The 15,971-nt window shown below is 64.3% G+C and carries 14 protein-coding genes and 1 tRNA gene; 11 read left to right on the top strand and 4 right to left on the bottom strand.

Going from position 1 to position 15,971, the window contains the following annotated elements; translation table 11 throughout:
* Positions 1-984: a glycerophosphodiester phosphodiesterase family protein gene (locus ACUJ47_RS07955; RefSeq protein WP_445538878.1), complete on the top strand. Its 984-nt coding sequence runs from the start codon at positions 1-3 to the stop codon at positions 982-984.
* 1 nt (position 985) lies between these two features.
* Here ACUJ47_RS07955 and ubiG read toward each other — a convergent pair whose 3' ends face one another.
* Positions 986-1,726, bottom strand: coding sequence for a bifunctional 2-polyprenyl-6-hydroxyphenol methylase/3-demethylubiquinol 3-O-methyltransferase UbiG (ubiG, locus tag ACUJ47_RS07950; protein WP_445537873.1), 741 nt, complete (start codon positions 1,724-1,726; stop codon positions 986-988).
* Positions 1,727-1,779: 53 nt separating this feature from the next.
* Here ubiG and ACUJ47_RS07945 point away from each other — a divergent pair, with 53 nt between their 5' ends.
* From ACUJ47_RS07945 to purU, 6 genes are all read left to right on the top strand, one after another.
* Positions 1,780-3,060 (top strand): aspartate kinase, encoded by a 1,281-nt coding sequence (locus ACUJ47_RS07945; protein WP_445537872.1) that lies wholly within the window; start codon positions 1,780-1,782, stop codon positions 3,058-3,060.
* A 110-nt stretch (positions 3,061-3,170) separates the two neighbouring features.
* A complete protein-coding gene (locus tag ACUJ47_RS07940) occupies positions 3,171-3,839 on the top strand; it encodes a helix-turn-helix domain-containing protein (protein ID WP_445538877.1) in 669 nt (222 codons plus the stop codon).
* Positions 3,840-4,125: 286 nt separating this feature from the next.
* On the top strand, positions 4,126-5,001 hold the full coding sequence (locus ACUJ47_RS07935; protein ID WP_445537871.1) for a GGDEF domain-containing protein: 876 nt from the start codon (positions 4,126-4,128) through the stop codon (positions 4,999-5,001).
* 45 nt (positions 5,002-5,046) lie between these two features.
* Complete coding sequence (gene purT, locus ACUJ47_RS07930; RefSeq protein WP_445537870.1) at positions 5,047-6,228, top strand: formate-dependent phosphoribosylglycinamide formyltransferase; 1,182 nt, start codon at positions 5,047-5,049, stop codon at positions 6,226-6,228.
* A 42-nt stretch (positions 6,229-6,270) separates the two neighbouring features.
* Positions 6,271-7,290 carry an NAD(P)H-dependent flavin oxidoreductase gene (locus tag ACUJ47_RS07925; protein WP_445537869.1) on the top strand — a complete coding sequence of 340 codons (1,020 nt, stop codon included), beginning with the start codon at positions 6,271-6,273 and terminating at the stop codon, positions 7,288-7,290.
* Between the two features lies 1 nt (position 7,291).
* Complete coding sequence (purU, locus tag ACUJ47_RS07920; RefSeq protein ID WP_445537868.1) at positions 7,292-8,146, top strand: formyltetrahydrofolate deformylase; 855 nt, start codon at positions 7,292-7,294, stop codon at positions 8,144-8,146.
* 27 nt (positions 8,147-8,173) lie between these two features.
* Here the strand turns inward: purU and ACUJ47_RS07915 are convergent, their stop codons facing one another.
* Entirely contained in the window at positions 8,174-10,294 is a 2,121-nt protein-coding gene (locus tag ACUJ47_RS07915) for a PQQ-dependent dehydrogenase, methanol/ethanol family (RefSeq protein WP_445537867.1), read from the bottom strand.
* Between the two features lie 109 nt (positions 10,295-10,403).
* Between ACUJ47_RS07915 and ACUJ47_RS07910 the strand changes: the two genes are divergently transcribed.
* Positions 10,404-11,303: a dienelactone hydrolase family protein gene (locus ACUJ47_RS07910; protein WP_445537866.1), complete on the top strand. Its 900-nt coding sequence runs from the start codon at positions 10,404-10,406 to the stop codon at positions 11,301-11,303.
* Positions 11,304-11,378: 75 nt separating this feature from the next.
* Here the strand turns inward: ACUJ47_RS07910 and ACUJ47_RS07905 are convergent, their stop codons facing one another.
* Positions 11,379-12,299, bottom strand: coding sequence for an OmpA family protein (locus tag ACUJ47_RS07905; protein WP_445537865.1), 921 nt, complete (start codon positions 12,297-12,299; stop codon positions 11,379-11,381).
* 593 nt (positions 12,300-12,892) lie between these two features.
* Between ACUJ47_RS07905 and ACUJ47_RS07900 the strand changes: the two genes are divergently transcribed.
* Positions 12,893-13,894, top strand: coding sequence for an SPFH domain-containing protein (locus tag ACUJ47_RS07900; RefSeq protein ID WP_445537864.1), 1,002 nt, complete (start codon positions 12,893-12,895; stop codon positions 13,892-13,894).
* Entirely contained in the window at positions 13,894-14,385 is a 492-nt protein-coding gene (locus ACUJ47_RS07895) for an NfeD family protein (protein WP_445537863.1), read from the top strand. Before ACUJ47_RS07900 ends, ACUJ47_RS07895 begins: the two co-directional genes overlap by 1 nt.
* On the opposite strand, the gene ACUJ47_RS07890 is transcribed toward ACUJ47_RS07895, so the two are convergent.
* A complete protein-coding gene (locus ACUJ47_RS07890; protein ID WP_445537862.1) occupies positions 14,382-15,335 on the bottom strand; it encodes a complex I NDUFA9 subunit family protein in 954 nt (317 codons plus the stop codon). The genes ACUJ47_RS07895 and ACUJ47_RS07890 overlap by 4 nt on opposite strands.
* A 176-nt stretch (positions 15,336-15,511) precedes the next feature.
* Between ACUJ47_RS07890 and ACUJ47_RS07885 the strand changes: the two genes are divergently transcribed.
* Positions 15,512-15,598: transfer RNA gene (locus tag ACUJ47_RS07885), tRNA-Leu, on the top strand.
* Positions 15,599-15,971 lie beyond the last annotated feature (373 nt).

Here is a 15,971-nt window from a genome sequence, read left to right as displayed (position 1 = left end):
ATGGGCGCGCCCGCGCCCTTGCTCGCGGCGGAAGGGGAGGTGCTGGTCATCGCGCATCGCGGCGCCAGCGCCGAGCGGCCCGAGCACACGCTGGCGGCCTATGAAATGGCGATCGAGCAGGGTGCGGATTATATCGAGCCCGATCTGGTCGCGACCAAGGACCTTGTGCTGGTGGCGCGGCACGAGAACGAATTGTCCGACACAACCGACGTCGCCAGCCGCGATGAATTCGAGGATCGCCGCCGCGACAAGACCGTCGACGGGCAGCGCGTGGCGGGCTGGTTCGTCGAGGATTTCACTCTGGCGGAACTGCGCACGCTGCGTGCGAAGGAGCGGATACCGCTGGTGCGCCCGGCCAATGCGCGGTTCGACGGGCTCTACCAGGTACCCACGCTGGAAGACATCGTGAAGCTGGTGCGCGCGAAGGAAGCCGAGACCGAGCGGCGGATCGGCCTCTACCCCGAGCTCAAGCATCCCAATTTCCTGCTGCAGGAAGCGGGGATCGACATGGTCGACCTGCTGCTGCGCGAATTGCGGCGGCTGGGCGTGAACGAAGCTGACCCGGTGTTCATCCAGAGCTTCGAAGTCGGCGTGCTGCAACGGCTCGACCGGCGCAGCGACTTCAAACTGGTGCAGCTGGTCAAACCCGAGGACGGCCCGGCAGACGAGCCCGCGATGCGCTATGCCGAGATGATCGCGCCTTCGGGCCTGGCCGAGATCGCCAAGTATGCCGACGTGCTGGGTGCGCATATCGGCCTGGTGCTCACGCTCGACGGATCGCCTACCTCGCTGGTTGCGGACGCAAAGGAGGCGGGGCTGGAGGTCCATGCATGGACCCTGCGGCCCGAGAATGCCTTCCTGCCGGCGCCCTTGCGTGGGGCAGGCGGCGATGCCGCGCACGGCAATGCCACGGCGCTGAAGGACATGCTCGTGCGTGCGGGCGTCGCCGGGATCTTCACCGACGCGCCCGACCTGTTCGAATAGGTCAGGCGCGGGTCGCGGTGACGAGGTAGTTGAGCGAGAGGTCGCTCGGCGACAGATGCAGCCCCTTGCCGGGGCGCCAGGCGATCCCGCATGGCGCGCCCATTACCAGCCCCGCTTCGGACAGCAGTTCGTCCAGCTCCTCCGGCGTGACGAAATCTTCCCAGTGATGCGTGCCGCGCGGGACATAGCCGACCCGCTCGGCCGCTTCGACCAGCAGCAGCCGGCTCGCAGCGGTGCGGTTTGGGGTCGAAAGGACCAGCAAGCCGCCCGTGGCCACGCTTTCCGCTAGCGCTGCGACGAAGGCGCGCTTGTTGGCCACATGCTCCACCACTTCGAATGAAGTGACGAGATCGAACGTCCCGAGATCGAGGCTGGCCAGTTCGCCTGCCATATAGCGGATATCGAGCCCGGCACCTTGGGCATGCGCGCTGGCGACGCCCACATTCTCAGCCGAGGCATCGACCCCGGTCACGTCCGCTCTCCAGCGCGCCAGCGGCTCGCACACCAGCCCCGCGCCGCAACCCACGTCGAGCGCGCTCCTGCCCGCGAGCGGGTGCACGGTGCGAACATCGCCACCCCAATGCCGGTCCACCGCTTCGCGCAGGAAGGCGAGCCGCACCGGATTTACCTGGTGCAGCGAAGCCATCGGCCCCTTCGCATTCCACCATTCGCGCGCCAGCCCGGAAAAATGTGCTTCTTCCTCTGGGCGGATAGTTACATTTGTGACATTTGCCTTTGCCATGCGGCATCCCTAACAGCGCGCGGGGATTCGGACCAGCTAGGAGCACGGAAGCCTTGGCACGTATCGTGATGAAATTCGGCGGAACCTCGATGGCGGGGACCGAGCGCATTCGTCGCGTGGCGAATATCGTGCGCAAGCAGCAGGCTGCCGGGCATCAAGTCGCGGTGGTGGTTTCGGCCATGGCGGGCGAGACCGACCGGCTGGTGAACTTCTGCCGCGAAGCCAATGCGCTTTACGATCCGGCCGAATACGACGTGGTAGTGGCCAGCGGCGAACAGGTCACATCGGGCCTGCTGGCGCTGACGCTGCAATCGCTCGGCTGCAAGGCGCGCAGCTGGCTCGGCTGGCAATTGCCGGTCCACACAATTGAAGCGCATGCCAAGGCGCGGATCGATTCGATCGATTCGGACGCGCTGGTCGCGTCGATGGAAGCGGGCGAGATCGCAGTGATCCCGGGCTTCCAGGGCATCGGCAGCGATGGGCGCGTGACCACGCTGGGCCGCGGCGGGTCGGACACTTCGGCAGTGGCGGTGGCTGCAGCGATCGATGCGGACCGCTGCGACATCTACACCGATGTCGACGGGGTCTACACCACCGACCCGCGCATCGTCGCCAAGGCGCACAAGCTCAAGGCAGTCACTTACGAGGAAATGCTCGAACTCGCTTCGGTCGGGGCCAAGGTGCTGCAAACCCGCTCGGTCGGGCTGGCAATGAAGGAAGGCGTGCGGGTGCAAGTCCTCTCGAGCTTCCTCGGCGATGACGCCGTGCCCGCCGACCAATTGCCCGGCACGCTGATCGTGTCGGACGAGGAAATGGATCAATTAGTGGAGAACGGCGATATGGAACGCCAGCTCGTCACCGGTATCGCGCATGACAAGAACGAAGCCAAGGTGATCCTCACCCGCGTGCCCGACAAGCCGGGTGCGGTGGCCAATATCTTCGAGCCGCTGGCGCAGGCCGCGATCAATGTCGACATGATCATCCAGAACGTGGGCCGCGACAAGGGCGAGACCGACGTGACCTTCACCGTTCCGCAGGCCGACCTTGCACGCGCGCAGGCGTTGCTTGAGGACAAGCGCGACGTGATCGGCTACAACCGCATCATCACCGACAGCAAGATCGCCAAGATCAGCGTCGTCGGCGTGGGGATGAAGAGCCATGCGGGCGTCGCCAGCACGATGTTCCGCGCGCTGTCAGATCGCGGGATCAATATCCAGGCAATCTCGACTTCCGAAATCAAGGTCAGCGTGATGATCGACGAGGACGAAACCGAACTGGCGGTGCGCGTGCTGCACACGGCTTACGGGCTTGATGCGAAGGACGAAGCGGCCTGATCGCGCAGGTGCCTTCGCGTCATCGCGCCTTGGCCTCCGTTAATCCGAGCCACTAACCAAAACTTAAGGGTATTCCCCGCACCCAGGGCCTGTAGCAAGGAGCACAGGCGATTCCGATCAGGGGACATCTCGAACAGCACGCGCCGCAGGGCGATGCGCGGAGCCATGACAGGCGCCACCTCTACCTTGAGGCCAATGGCGGGTTTGCCTCCGGCGAGCAGGCCAATGTCACCCTGCACAACATCTCCGAAGGCGGGATGCTGATCGAATCAATGCTGAAACTGGCTAGCGGTGCCGAACTCACGGTCGAACTGCCGCATGAAGGCGCAGTGGCGGCGCAAGTCGTCTGGGCCAGCGGCAGCCTGTTCGGTTGCCGGTTCCTGCGCCCGATTGGCGCTGCTGCATTGAGTGCGGTGCAGCTCAAGGCGGATGCACCGCTTCCGCCGCTGATCGGGCGGGCAGAAAGCCCAAATGCGCGCGGAGTGGCGCTGGGCAAGAGGCTCGAACAGAGCCGCAAGGCGCGCGGGCTCACGCTGGCGCAGGTTGCCGATCGGCTGGGCGTGAGCAAGCCGACCGTCTGGGCCTGGGAAAAGGGCAAGGCACGCCCGGTGGACGAGCGCCTTCCCGCGATTGCCGAAGTGCTGGGCCTCGATGCCGAGGAAATGCTTGAAGCGCAGCGCCCCGATGGCGTTTCCGAGCTGCTCCAGTCGAGCCGCGAACAGATCGCCCGGGTCTTGGGAATCGACGCCAGGCAAGTCCGCATCCTGATCGAGATTTGATCGACGGGCCAGGCAATTCCTGCAATAGAATCGCTGTGCAATCCGAATAATATGGTAAACAATACCATAAGTTGATTCGTTTTTTAGTCAAGTTAAATGAACAAACTAACAGTCTATATCGGCATTACACTAAGGTTCTGCGTAATCGACGCAAAGTAATGCCGGGAGTTAGCTAACTTCATTTGCTTGGCCGAGGGCGGATTGGCGGGGGTTGGTCGCCAGAGCCGGGGGGCAAGCGGCAATGACAGGAAATTTCTCCGCAAGATACGGGGATATCTTGCAGGACATGTTGGCCGAAACGGCTGGCAGTATCGTTATCAAAACCGATGCGGGGGGCTTCATCGAGGATGCTTCGCGTGGGATCGAGGCATTGGGGCTGCGGCTCGCCGAAATGCTGTTCAGGCCACATATCGCCGATCTTGCTTTGGCCGGGCATGCCACCGCCGTGCGCGCCTTCCATGATGAAGCGCTGAAGGGGCGAGCCCCGACCGCCGGTCGGCTCGAATTCCCCGTGTCCACCCCATCGGGCGAGGCGGCATGGTATTCGCTCAGCCTGCGCCCCGCGCCAGACGAGGATGGCCGCATCAGCGGCACACTGGGCCTGCTGCGTTCGGTCGAGGGGCGGCGCTCGCTCGAAGACGAGCTGGCCGCTGCCGCTATGACCGATACTGTCACCGGGCTTGCCAACGGGCGCGCCTTCCATGCCATGCTGGCGCAATTGCTCGTGCACGGCGCGCCGGGCGCGCTGGCGATTTTCGAGATCGACCGCTTCGCTTCGCTCAAGCTCAATTTCGGCCATGCCATCGCGCAGGAAATGCTGTGGGCCTTCGGGCGCTTCCTCTCGAACGTTCTGCCCGAGGATTTCATCCTTGCGCGGCTCGACGGCGATCGCTTCGCAGTGCTTATGCCCGGGTGCACCGGCGCGGCGGCAGACGACATCACGCGCGACATCCTCGCCACCTTCGCCGGGCTTTCGAGCGACGCGCAGCGCGCCGAAACGCGGCTCAGCGCCTCTGCCGGGATCGCCCCGATCGCGGGTTCGATCGATGCGGTGATGATCAATGCCGAACGTGCGCTGGTGGTGGCGCGCGCGCTGGGCGGCAGGCGCGCCGAAATCCGCGACTCCTTGCCGCCATGGCATGGCCAGCGCACCGGAACCTAGGTGCAGGCGCTTGGAGGCGCGGCAATCTGCCGCTAAGGCAGCGGCATGCCATTCACTGCAAAGATCCTGCTGCTGGGCTCGGGCGAGCTGGGCCGCGAATTCACCATCTCGGCCAAGCGGCTGGGAGCCTGCGTCATCGCTTGCGATTCCTATACTGGCGCGCCCGCGATGCAGGTGGCCGATGCCAGCGAGGTCTTTTCTATGCTCGACGGCGCGGCACTGCGCGCGGTGGCTGAGAAGCACCGGCCCGATCTGATCGTGCCCGAGATCGAAGCGATCCGCACCGAAGTGCTGGGCGAACTCGAGGCGGAAGGTTTCAACGTCGTCCCCTCGGCCCGTGCGACCCAGCTGACCATGAACCGCGACCGTATCCGCGACGTGGCGGCGGACGAGCTTGGCCTCACCACATCGCTCTATCGCTATGCGGAGAACCTTGAGGAAGTGCGCGCGGCGGCGCAGCGCACCGGCTTTCCCTGCGTGATCAAGCCGGTCATGTCCTCTTCGGGCAAGGGGCAGAGCAAGGTCGATAGCGAAGCCGGGCTGGAAGCGGCGTGGGACTATGCCGTGGCCAATATGCGCGGCGACCGCCAGCGGGTGATCGTCGAGCAATTCATCGACTTCGATTATGAGATCACCTTGCTCACCGTGCGCCACGCGGGCGGCGTGACCTTCTGCCCGCCGATCGGCCACCGCCAGGAACGCGGCGACTATCAGGAAAGCTGGCAGCCCACGCCGATGAGCGATGCTGCAATCGCCAGGGCGCAGGACATGGCGCGCAAAGTGGTCGAGAACCTTGGCGGCGCGGGCCGCGGCTGGGGCCTGTTCGGGGTGGAATTCTTCGTGAAGGGCGAGGAAGTGATCTTCTCCGAGCTGTCGCCGCGCCCGCACGACACCGGCATGGTGACGCTGATCTCGCAGGACCTGACCGAGTTCGACTTGCATGCCCGCGCGATCATGGGCCTGCCGGTCCCGGACGAAATCCATGCGTGCCCTTCGGCTTCGGCAGTGATCCTGGCCGATCGCGACAGCGCCGATTTCGAGTTCCATGGCGTGGCGGATGCGCTGGCGGTGCCGGGCGGCTCGGTCGATGTGCGGCTGTTCGGCAAGCCCACCACGCGGCCGTATCGCCGTATGGGCGTGGCGCTGGCGGCGGCAGGCAATACCGACCATGCACGGCGGATCGCCGCCGAGGCGGCGGGCAAGGTGCGGATCGAGTATCGCGATTGATAAGCTTGCCGTAGGCGCGCATCGGCCCTAATCGCCCGCGCCATGAGCAATTTTACCAAGACCAGCCGCCTGATGCAGCGCGGCAAAGACTTTCTCGGCTGCGAATACGCGATCCTGTGCGGCGCGATGAGCTGGGTGTCCGAACGCAACCTCGTCTCCGCCATCAGCAATGCCGGGGGCTTTGGCGTGATCGCCTGCGGTGCGATGACGCCCGAACTGCTCGATAAAGAGATCGCGGCGACGAAGGCGCTGACCGACAAGCCTTTCGGCGTGAACCTCATCACCATGCACCCGCAGCTGTTCGATCTGATCGAAGTGTGCCGCAAGCATGGCGTGAGCCATGTCGTACTGGCGGGCGGCATTCCGCCCAAGGGCAGCGTCGAGGCGATCAAGGGCGAAAGCGGGAATGACGCCAAGGTGATCTGCTTCGCCCCCACGCTGGCGCTCGCCAAGAAGCTGCTGCGTTCGGGCGCGGATGCGCTGGTCATCGAAGGGATGGAAGCGGGCGGGCATATCGGCCCGGTTTCGACCAGCGTGCTGGCGCAGGAAATGCTGCCTGAACTGGCCGACGAGCACCTGATCTTCGTCGCGGGCGGGATCGGCAAGGGCCAGGCGATTGCGGGCTATCTGGAGATGGGTGCCGCCGGGGTGCAGCTTGGCACGCGCTTCGCCTGTGCGACCGAAAGCATCGCGCATCCCGACTTCAAGAAAGCCTTCTTCCGCGCTTCGGCCCGCGATGCCGTGGCGAGCGTGCAGGTCGATCCGCGCTTGCCGGTGATCCCGGTGCGCGCGCTCAAGAACAAGGGCACCGAGGAATTCACGGCCAAGCAGATCGAAGTCGCCGGCTTGCTGGATCGCGGTGAAGTCGAGATGGGCGAGGCCCAGCTGCAGATCGAGCATTTCTGGGCTGGCGCGCTGCGCCGCGCGGTGATCGACGGCGACGTCGAGAACGGATCGATCATGGCCGGGCAATCGGTCGGCATGGTCAAGGCGGAAGAGCCGGTGGCGGACATCATCCAGGCGCTGATGGCCGAAAGCGAGGAAGCGCTGACGCGCCGCTGACATGGCCGAACCGCTCGTCCTCACGCTTAGTTGCGCCGACCGGCCGGGGATCACCGCAAGGGTGACCTCCTTCCTGTTCGAGCGCGGCGGCAATGTGCTAGAGGCGCAGCAGTTCAACGACCGCGAGAGTGACCGCTTCTTCATGCGGGTCGAATTCGATCCGGGCGCTCTCCAGCGCGAAGCGATCCGCGAGGCATTCGCTCCGCTCGCGGCCGAGCATGGCATGGAATGGAAGCTGGCGCTGCGCGACCGGGCGCGCCGGGTGCTGATCATGGTCAGCAAGTTCGACCACTGCCTGGCCGATTTGCTTTACCGCTGGCGCATCGGCGAATTGCCAATGGAGCCGGTGGCGATCGTTTCGAACCACCCGCGCGAAAGCATCGAACATACCGATGTCGGCGACGTGCCCTTCCACCATTTGCCGGTGACGCGCGAGACCAAGGCGGAGCAAGAGGCGCAGGTGCGCGCGATTGCGACGGAAACCGGCGCCGAGCTGGTGGTGCTGGCGCGCTACATGCAGATCCTCTCGGACGAGCAGGCGGCGCATTTTTCCGGCCGCTGCATCAACATCCACCACAGCTTCCTGCCCGGTTTCAAGGGCGCCAAGCCCTATCACCAGGCACATGCGCGCGGGGTGAAGATGATCGGAGCCACCGCGCATTACGTGACGCGCGATCTCGATGAAGGGCCGATCATCCACCAGGATGTCGAGCCGATCACCCATGCCGACAGCCCGGAAGAGCTGGTGCGCAAGGGCCGCGATATCGAGCGCCGCGTGCTCGCCGAAGCGGTGCGGCTGCACCTGGAAGAACGGGTGCTTGTGAACGGCACCCGCACGGTGGTGTTCAGGGGCTAGGCGGCGCCACTCGCGCCGCCCGCTGCCTTATTTCCCTTCGAGCGCCTTGTCCTCATTGGCGCGCTTGAGCACGTAGAGCCGCATCGCTTCGATCTGGTCGCGGCTGAACTGGTCCTTCCACGCAACCATGCCGTTGTCCGCCAGCAGTCCGTCATGGACGACTTGTTGCCACAGGTCCTTCTTGCTGAGCGTGGCCGAATGGCGCAGGTCCGGATTGAGGCTGCCCGCTACCGCAGAGATGCCATGGCAGACGCTGCAGCTGTTGCTGTAGAGCTTTTCGCCGAGGGCGATCTGCTCTGGCGTACCTGCCGGAGCCGGCGGATCGAGCACCAGGGCTGGCGTCGGCTTGAGCGGTGGCAGCTTGCCGTCGGCGCCCAGCTTGAACACCATCAGGCGGCTGATGTTGGGCGTGATCCCGCCGCCCAGCCTGCCTGCGGACACGTCCCACACGCCGCCCCAGCCCACCAGCACGGCGACATATTGCTCGCCGTCGATGGCATAGGTCATCGGCGCGGCGAGCACGCCGCTCTGGGTTTCGAACGACCACAGTTGCTTGCCCGTATCGGCGGTGTAGGCGCGGAATTCGCCCGTGGACGTGCCCTGGAACACTAGGTTCCCTGCGGTCGCCAGCGTCCCGCCATTGGTCGGGCTCGGCTGCGGCACCTTCCAGCGCACTTCGCCGGCCACCGGGTCGAAGGCGACCAAGGCGCCGTTGAGCGCTTCCTTGGTCGCTTCGCGCACGGCCTTGTCTGCCGGGATGTTGCCGCCGCTCACGTCGATGCCCAGCTGGAACCCGGTCTCTCCCGGCTCCCAGTTCGGATCGTGCGCATAATACTGCGGTGTGTTGTTGGTCGGGATATAGACCAGCCCGGTCATCGGGCTGTAGCTCATCGGCGACCAGCTATGCGCGCCGACTGCGCCCGGCACGCCGATCCACGGCTTGCTGGTCAATTCGTACTTGGCTTCCGGATTGACGTCGGGCTTGCCGGTCACGGGATCGAGCCCGAAGGCCCAATTGATCCCGTCGACGAAGGGCTTGCCGGAGATGAACTGGCCGGTCACCGCATCGAGAACGTAGAAGAACCCGTTCTTGGGCGCATGCATCACCACGCGGCGCGACTTGCCGCCGATTTCGAGGTCGGTGACGGTGATCTGCTGGTTGGAATCGAAATCCCAGCGATCCTCGGGCGTTTCCTGGAAGTGCCAGGCATATTCGCCGGTATCGGGCTTCACCGCCACGATCGACGCGGTGTAGAGGCTGTCACCCGCGCCATCGGTGTTGCGATAGGCCGGGTTCCACGGTTCGGCATTGGCGGTACCGAAATAGATCAAATCGGTCTGGGGATCGTAAGTGATCGAATCCCACACCGTGCCGCCGCCGCCCAGCTTCCACCATTCGCCGCTCCAGGTCTTGGCGGCCTTTTCCATCGCTTCGTTCTCGAAGCCGTCGGCCGGGTTCCCCGGAACGGTATGGAAGCGCCACAGCTCCTCGCCGGTCTGCGCGTCGAACGAGGCGATATAACCGCGGGTGAAATATTCCGCGCCGGCCGATCCGATCACGACCATGCCCTTGACGATGCGCGGCGCGCCGGTGATCGCCATGTGCGAGCCCTTGGGGATGGTGAGCTTATCCCACACCACCTTGCCGGTTTTCTGGTTAAGCGCGACCAGTCGCCCGTCGAGCGTCGCGACATAGAGCTTGTCGCCATAGAGCGCGACCCCGCGGTTCACCGCATCGCAGCACACTTCGACCAGCTTGGAGCGCGGGACCTGAGGGTCGTATTCCCATTTGAGCGCGCCGGTCTTCGCGTCATAGGCTTTCACCATGCTCCACGCGGTGGAGATGTAGAGTGTGCCGTCATGCATCAGCGGAGTGGCTTCCTGCCCGCGTGCCGTGTCGAGATCGGCAAACCAGGCGAGGCCCAACTGCGACACGTTCCCGGCATTAACCTGGTCGAGCGGCGAGAAGCGTTGCTCGTCATAGCCGCCGCCATAGGTCAGCCATTCGTCGCCTACGCCCGCTGCGATCATCGCATCGGTTACGCCTTCGGTCGCCAGCGGCGAACGTTCCGCGCCGCGTTCTCCGCAGCCCGCCAGCAGCAATGCCACTGCGCCGATCGCTGCGGTCATGAAACCTTTCGCCATCATCGTGAGTTCTCTCCCTCGATAGACAGAGTGCCCCTTGGCGCTTGCGCTGTCCATTGCGCATTTATGAGAGTGCGGGCAGGATCGCCGACAGGGAATGGGAGCTGGAAAAATGTGCGATGAAGCAAATCTGGAGAAATGGGCGCGCGAAGGGCTGACGCGCAGACAGTTCGGCGTCGCCACCGGAATGGCCGCGATTGCTGCCGCCTGCACGCCCAAATCGGGCCAGGCGGATAGCGGCGCGCAGGTGGTCACTTCGCCGGGCTTTCCGGCATGGACCGAGCAGCCGGTCGCTTTCGAAACGCCGGACGGAACGATGGACGGGTGGTTGGTCGCACCCACGTCGGGTCCGGCCCCGGCGGTTATCCTGTGGCCAGATATTGCGGGCCTGCGCGAGAGCAAGAAGGCAATGGCGCGGCGGCTGGCTGATCGCGGTTTTGCCGCGCTTGTGGTGAACCAGTATTATCGCGATACGCCTGCCCCGATCTGGCAGGATTTTGCCGATTTCGCCGGGAATGGCGGCTGGCCGCGCGCGCGCGAAATGCGCGCCAGGCTGGATGCCGAAGCGATCATGCGTGACGCCACAGCGGTGGTCGCCTTCCTTGACAGCCGTGACGAGGTCGACAGCAAGCGCGGCATCGGCACGCAAGGCTATTGCATGGGCGGGCCTTTCACCATGTGGACCGCCGCGGCGGTTCCTGCGCGCGTGAAAGCTGCGGCCAGCTTCCACGGCGGCGGGCTGGTGCGGCCCGACTATCCGCTGAGCCCGCACAAGCTGTTCGACCGGATGGAAGCTTCGTTGCTGATCGCGATCGCGCAGGATGACGACGCCAAGGCGCCGGGTGAAAAGGATGTGTTGCGCGAAGCGGCCTCTGCTGCGGGGCGCAAGGCGGCGATCGAGGTTTTCGCCGGAGATCACGGCTGGTGCGTGCCTGACAGCCCCGCATACAACGAGCCCGAGGCGGAGCGCGCCTGGGCCGAAATGCTCAAGCTTTACGGGGATGCCTTGTAAGGAGGTTTGCCGGCTGCCGAAGCGCGGCTTGCCAGCAGAAAAAGGTGGGGGTGGGCCGGGCCCACCCCGCATGCCTTAGATATCGTCAACGCTCTTGCTGACGAGGATGTTCACCGAAACGCGGCGGTTCTGCGCCTTGCCTTCGCGGGTGCTGTTGTCAGCCAGCGGGTCGGACGCGGCCATCCCGGTGGGCGAAAGCATGCGCCAGGGTTCCCACTTGCATTCCTGCTGCAGGAAATTCACGACGCGGCCCGCGCGCCGTTCGCTGAGGGTCTGGTTGACTTCATAGCTGCCGGTGGAATCGGTGTATCCAACCACGAGCAGCAGTGCGTTGTCGATCGACTTGGCATTCGCGGCCGCATCGCACAGGTCGCGCTGGGCGGCCGGCGAGAGGTTCCACTTGCCGGTGTCGAAATAGACGTTGGTGGTGCCCTTGATGTTGTACTTGTCGATGTCGCCCATGCGGCCGCGCAGCGCTTCGGTGGCTGCAACGTTTTCGGCGATGGCGGTCTGGTTTTCCGAGATCGCTGCTTCGTTTTCGCCGAAGCGCTGGTCGGTGGCGTTGCGGATCATCGCAGCGGTCTTCAGGTCCTTGCCCTTGAGCGCGATCCGGCTGGCGACGAGGCCGCCTTCCCATTGCACCGTTTCGACGCTGACCGGCAGGCCGTTCATGAGCGAGCTCGAGGTGAGCTTTTCGCGGCTGAGGCCCAGGAAGCCGCCGCTGGTCCTGATTTCCGTCGCCGGGCCGACATTGACCACGGTCTTGGTGCCGCCTGCGACAGTGATCTGCACCCGGTTGCCGTTGCGCGCCGAAATGAAGCCGTCGAGATCGGGCCCTTCGGGCAGACCGGACAGATCTGTCGGAAGCGAACCATACACATTAATGTTGTCGGCGGTCGCGGACTCGTTCTGCTGCGCCGACAGGCCGCCCGTTGCGGGCACGGCAAGTGCGGCGAGCAGGAACAGGGCTCCCTGCCTGGTGGAAATGACACTCATTACGCTACTCCTTAAAACTACTTCAGCCGGCTCTGTGCGCCCGCGGCCTTTCGTTTGGCCGGTTCTCGGGATGGCGTGTCCGGCTGCCAGACCCCTTCATCTCGTTCCATAGCGTGTGCGGCATATGGGCCACACAATGACGACATGAAGCCGCTCGGTGTGCAGGTCAACCTTTCTGCCAGATTAACAACCGGCCTGATTGCACCCTCTGCAGGGGTGGTTCGGGCCTTCCGTGCGGCGAACCGGTGTATGCTGGCCCTCTGAAGGGTGCCAACATGGGCTTGTGGGCACCTTTGCCGGGCAACGCAGGATATTGTGTGTCGGCCGAGTCCACGGGCGGTTTCGGGCCCGCTCGGGCCGTTTTCCTACATGGGTTTCGTGCGGTATGGGCGGTGTTGCGCCCTCCTGTTGGAACTCCTCGGAACCCGCGCGTCTTGTCCGCTCGTTGACATGCCGTTCGTGTGGGTTTCATCAACTTGCATGGCGCGCAATGGGGCATGGGAATTCGAAAGCTGGCCAGGCCGGTTTCCCTTGGAAGCGGGGGGCTTGCCATGTAGTCTCCTCCCGAACGGGATATTGAGGAGAAATATTCGATGGAATTCGTGCTGCTTGCGCTGCTGTTCCTGCTGGTCACGTTCCTCATCATGGCGGTGCGCGTGGTGCGGCAGGGTTTTGTCTATACCATCGAGCGGCTCGGCAAGTTCACTATCGCCGCCGATCCGGGCCTCCACCTGATCATCCCCTTCATCGACCGCGTCGGGCAGAAGGTGAACATGATGGAGCAGGTGCTCGACATTCCGGGCCAGGAGATCATCACGCGCGACAACGCCATGGTCGGCGTGGACGCTGTCGTGTTCTTCCAGGTGCTTGATGCGGGCAAGGCGGCCTATGAAGTGCATAATCTCTACGCCGCGATCATGGCGCTGACGACTACCAATCTGCGCACGGTGATGGGCAGCATGGACCTCGACGAGACGCTGTCGAAGCGCGACGAGATTAACGCACGCCTGCTGAGCGTGGTCGATCACGCGACCTCGCCCTGGGGCGTGAAGATCACGCGCGTCGAGATCAAGGATATCCGCCCGCCGCATGACATCTCCGAGGCGATGGCGCGCCAGATGAAGGCGGAACGCCTCAAGCGCGCCGAAATCCTCGAGGCCGAGGGTGAACGCGCCAGCCGCATCCTGCGCGCCGAGGGTGAAAAGCAGTCGGCAATCCTTTCCGCCGAGGGCAAGAAGGAAGCCGCATTCCGCGACGCCGAAGCACGCGAACGCGCCGCGGAAGCGGAAGCGCGCGCCACCCAGATGGTGTCGGATGCGATCGCGCAGAGCGGCAGCGCCGCGATCAACTACTTCATCGCGCAGGAATACACCAAGGCGGTGGGCAAGTTCGCCACCAGCCCCAATGCCAAGACTATCCTGTTCCCGGTCGAAGCGACCCAGCTGATCGGCTCGCTCGGCGGGATCGGCGAGCTGGTGAAGGAAGCGATCGGTTCGAGGGACGGCGATGTGACCGTGCCGGGGAGCGCGGCTTCGGGCCAGCCGCTCCCGCCGGTGCGCCCGCGTTCGAGCGTGCCCCGGGCGGGTGATAGCTGATGAACCTTTTCGAAGGCCTCGACGCGCATTGGGTGTGGATCGCCATCGGGCTGGTCCTCGCCGCGCTCGAAATGCTTTTGCCGGGGGTCTACCTGATCTGGCTGGCAGTGGCGGCGATCGTCACCGGCGTGCTGACTTTCGGGCTCGATCTCGCGCTTCCCTCTCAGATCGTGGTTTTCGTTTCGGCCTCGCTGATCGCTGCCTTCAGCGCGCGCCGCTTCCTGAAGGATTCGCCGATCGAAAGCTCGGACCCCTTGCTCAACCGGCGCGGAACGCGACTGGTGGGGGACACGGCGGTAGTGACGCAGGCATTCGACGGCGGCTCGGGCCGGATCAGGCACGGTGACAGCGAATGGCTGGCAAAGGGCCCCGATCTCGCGATCGGCACTCGGGTGCGCATTACAGGAAGCGAAGGTGCCATCCTGATCGTCGAACCGGCTGCCATGCTGGCGCCGCCCGAGGAATCCTCGAGCGGTGAAGGCGGAGATTAGGCTGCGCTGGCGCCTGTAACCGGCGTGAAGCGCCCGTGCTTGCGGTAGCGCATCATCCACTTGTCGAGGAACAGACCCAAGGGGCGCGGCTCGATCCCGAGCTGCTTGTAGCCGGGGCATTCGCCTGAAACGACATTGCCCTGCCGGAGCAGCGCCCATTGGTCGCGGCTCATCGGCGTGCCCGGAAGCGCGGCGAAGAACGAGGATGCGCCATCGGGCATCGGGATGAAGTACCGCTTGCGACCTTGCGCTGCGGCAATGCGGTGGTTGATTTCGAGCATGGTAAGCGATTCAGGTCCCCCCAGTTCGAACATCTTGCCGCCGTAGCGGGCAGGGCCTTCCAAAGCCACGGCGATCGCTTCGGCGACATCGTCGACAAAGGTCGCCTGCAATTGCGCATCGGGCCCGAAAACGGGCAGGACGGGCAGCATCTGGATCAGCCCGGCGAACATGTTGATGAAGTTGTCGTCCTCGCCAAAGATCACCGACGGGCGAATGATCGTGGCTTTGGGGAAGTTCGCCAGAACCGCCTTTTCGCCAAGGCCTTTGGTGCGGGCATATTCGACTTCCGATACGTCATCGCTGCCGATCGCGCTGACATGCACGAAGGACTGCACACCAGCCGCCTTCGCCAGTCGCGCCATTGCGCCGGGCGCCTCGCTCATCAACCGTCGTAGATCGCCTCCGAAGGCGCCGACTAGGTTCACTACCGCTTCTGATCCTTCGATCGCTGCCGTGAGGCTGGCTTCGTTGGTGATGTCGCAGCGGAGGAATTGCAGCTGGCCGAGATTGGCGAGCGGTTTGAGGTTGAACGACCGCTCGGGATTGCGACTCGCGATGCGTAGCCGGACGCCGCGCTCAAGTAGCGCTTGCGCGACATAATTGCCCAGGAATCCGCTGCCACCGAAGATGGTGACGAGCTTGTTCGCGAGAGGATTGGTCTTGGCCATCGGGGGTCCGTCGTTGATTGCTCTGCTTGGTGTGAGGGCGCATTGCCGCAATGCGCCGCGCGCCGCAAGCGTTGCGGCTTGCACGATGTGTTTTCTGGCGTTGACAGAGTGCGTCGGCACTCGCTATTGGCCCGCGCCTACCTCAGGCCGGACTTTGATGACCGTCCCGATTGAGTGCCCAGATGGCGGAATTGGTAGACGCACCGTCTTCAGGTGGCGGCGGGGGCAACCCCGTGGAGGTTCGAGTCCTCTTCTGGGCACCAGTAGCTTCGTCGCCGTGACGCCCGGCCAAGCACAATCCACTGAAAAACATAGATAAATTTCGGGCAATTGTTCGCGTCCGTTCGCGGCTGGTTGATGGAATCCGTGAATAACCGGGGGGCGCTTTTGGGGGTCCTTCCGCAGGATTCGCGCGCGCGGCCAAATCGCGCGCGGCCGACGCAAAGAATCAATCTTAACAGACTGCCACTGCGTCTAAATCGCTCGCCTGGGCGTTGATTTGGCCCGGCAGCGGCGCAGAAAATTGGTATTCCGCGCCGCCCTAACCTTGTTCTCAAGATCAATACCAGATCTCAGGCAGTGCAGAGGCAAGCCAGCAGAAATCCACTTTCCTCTTAAGTCGTCGAACTGTCCTGC

Source organism: Altererythrobacter sp. Z27 (assembly GCF_052683155.1).
Note: the sequence above shows the minus strand (reverse complement) of the source record. Positions and strands in the feature narration are given on the sequence as shown.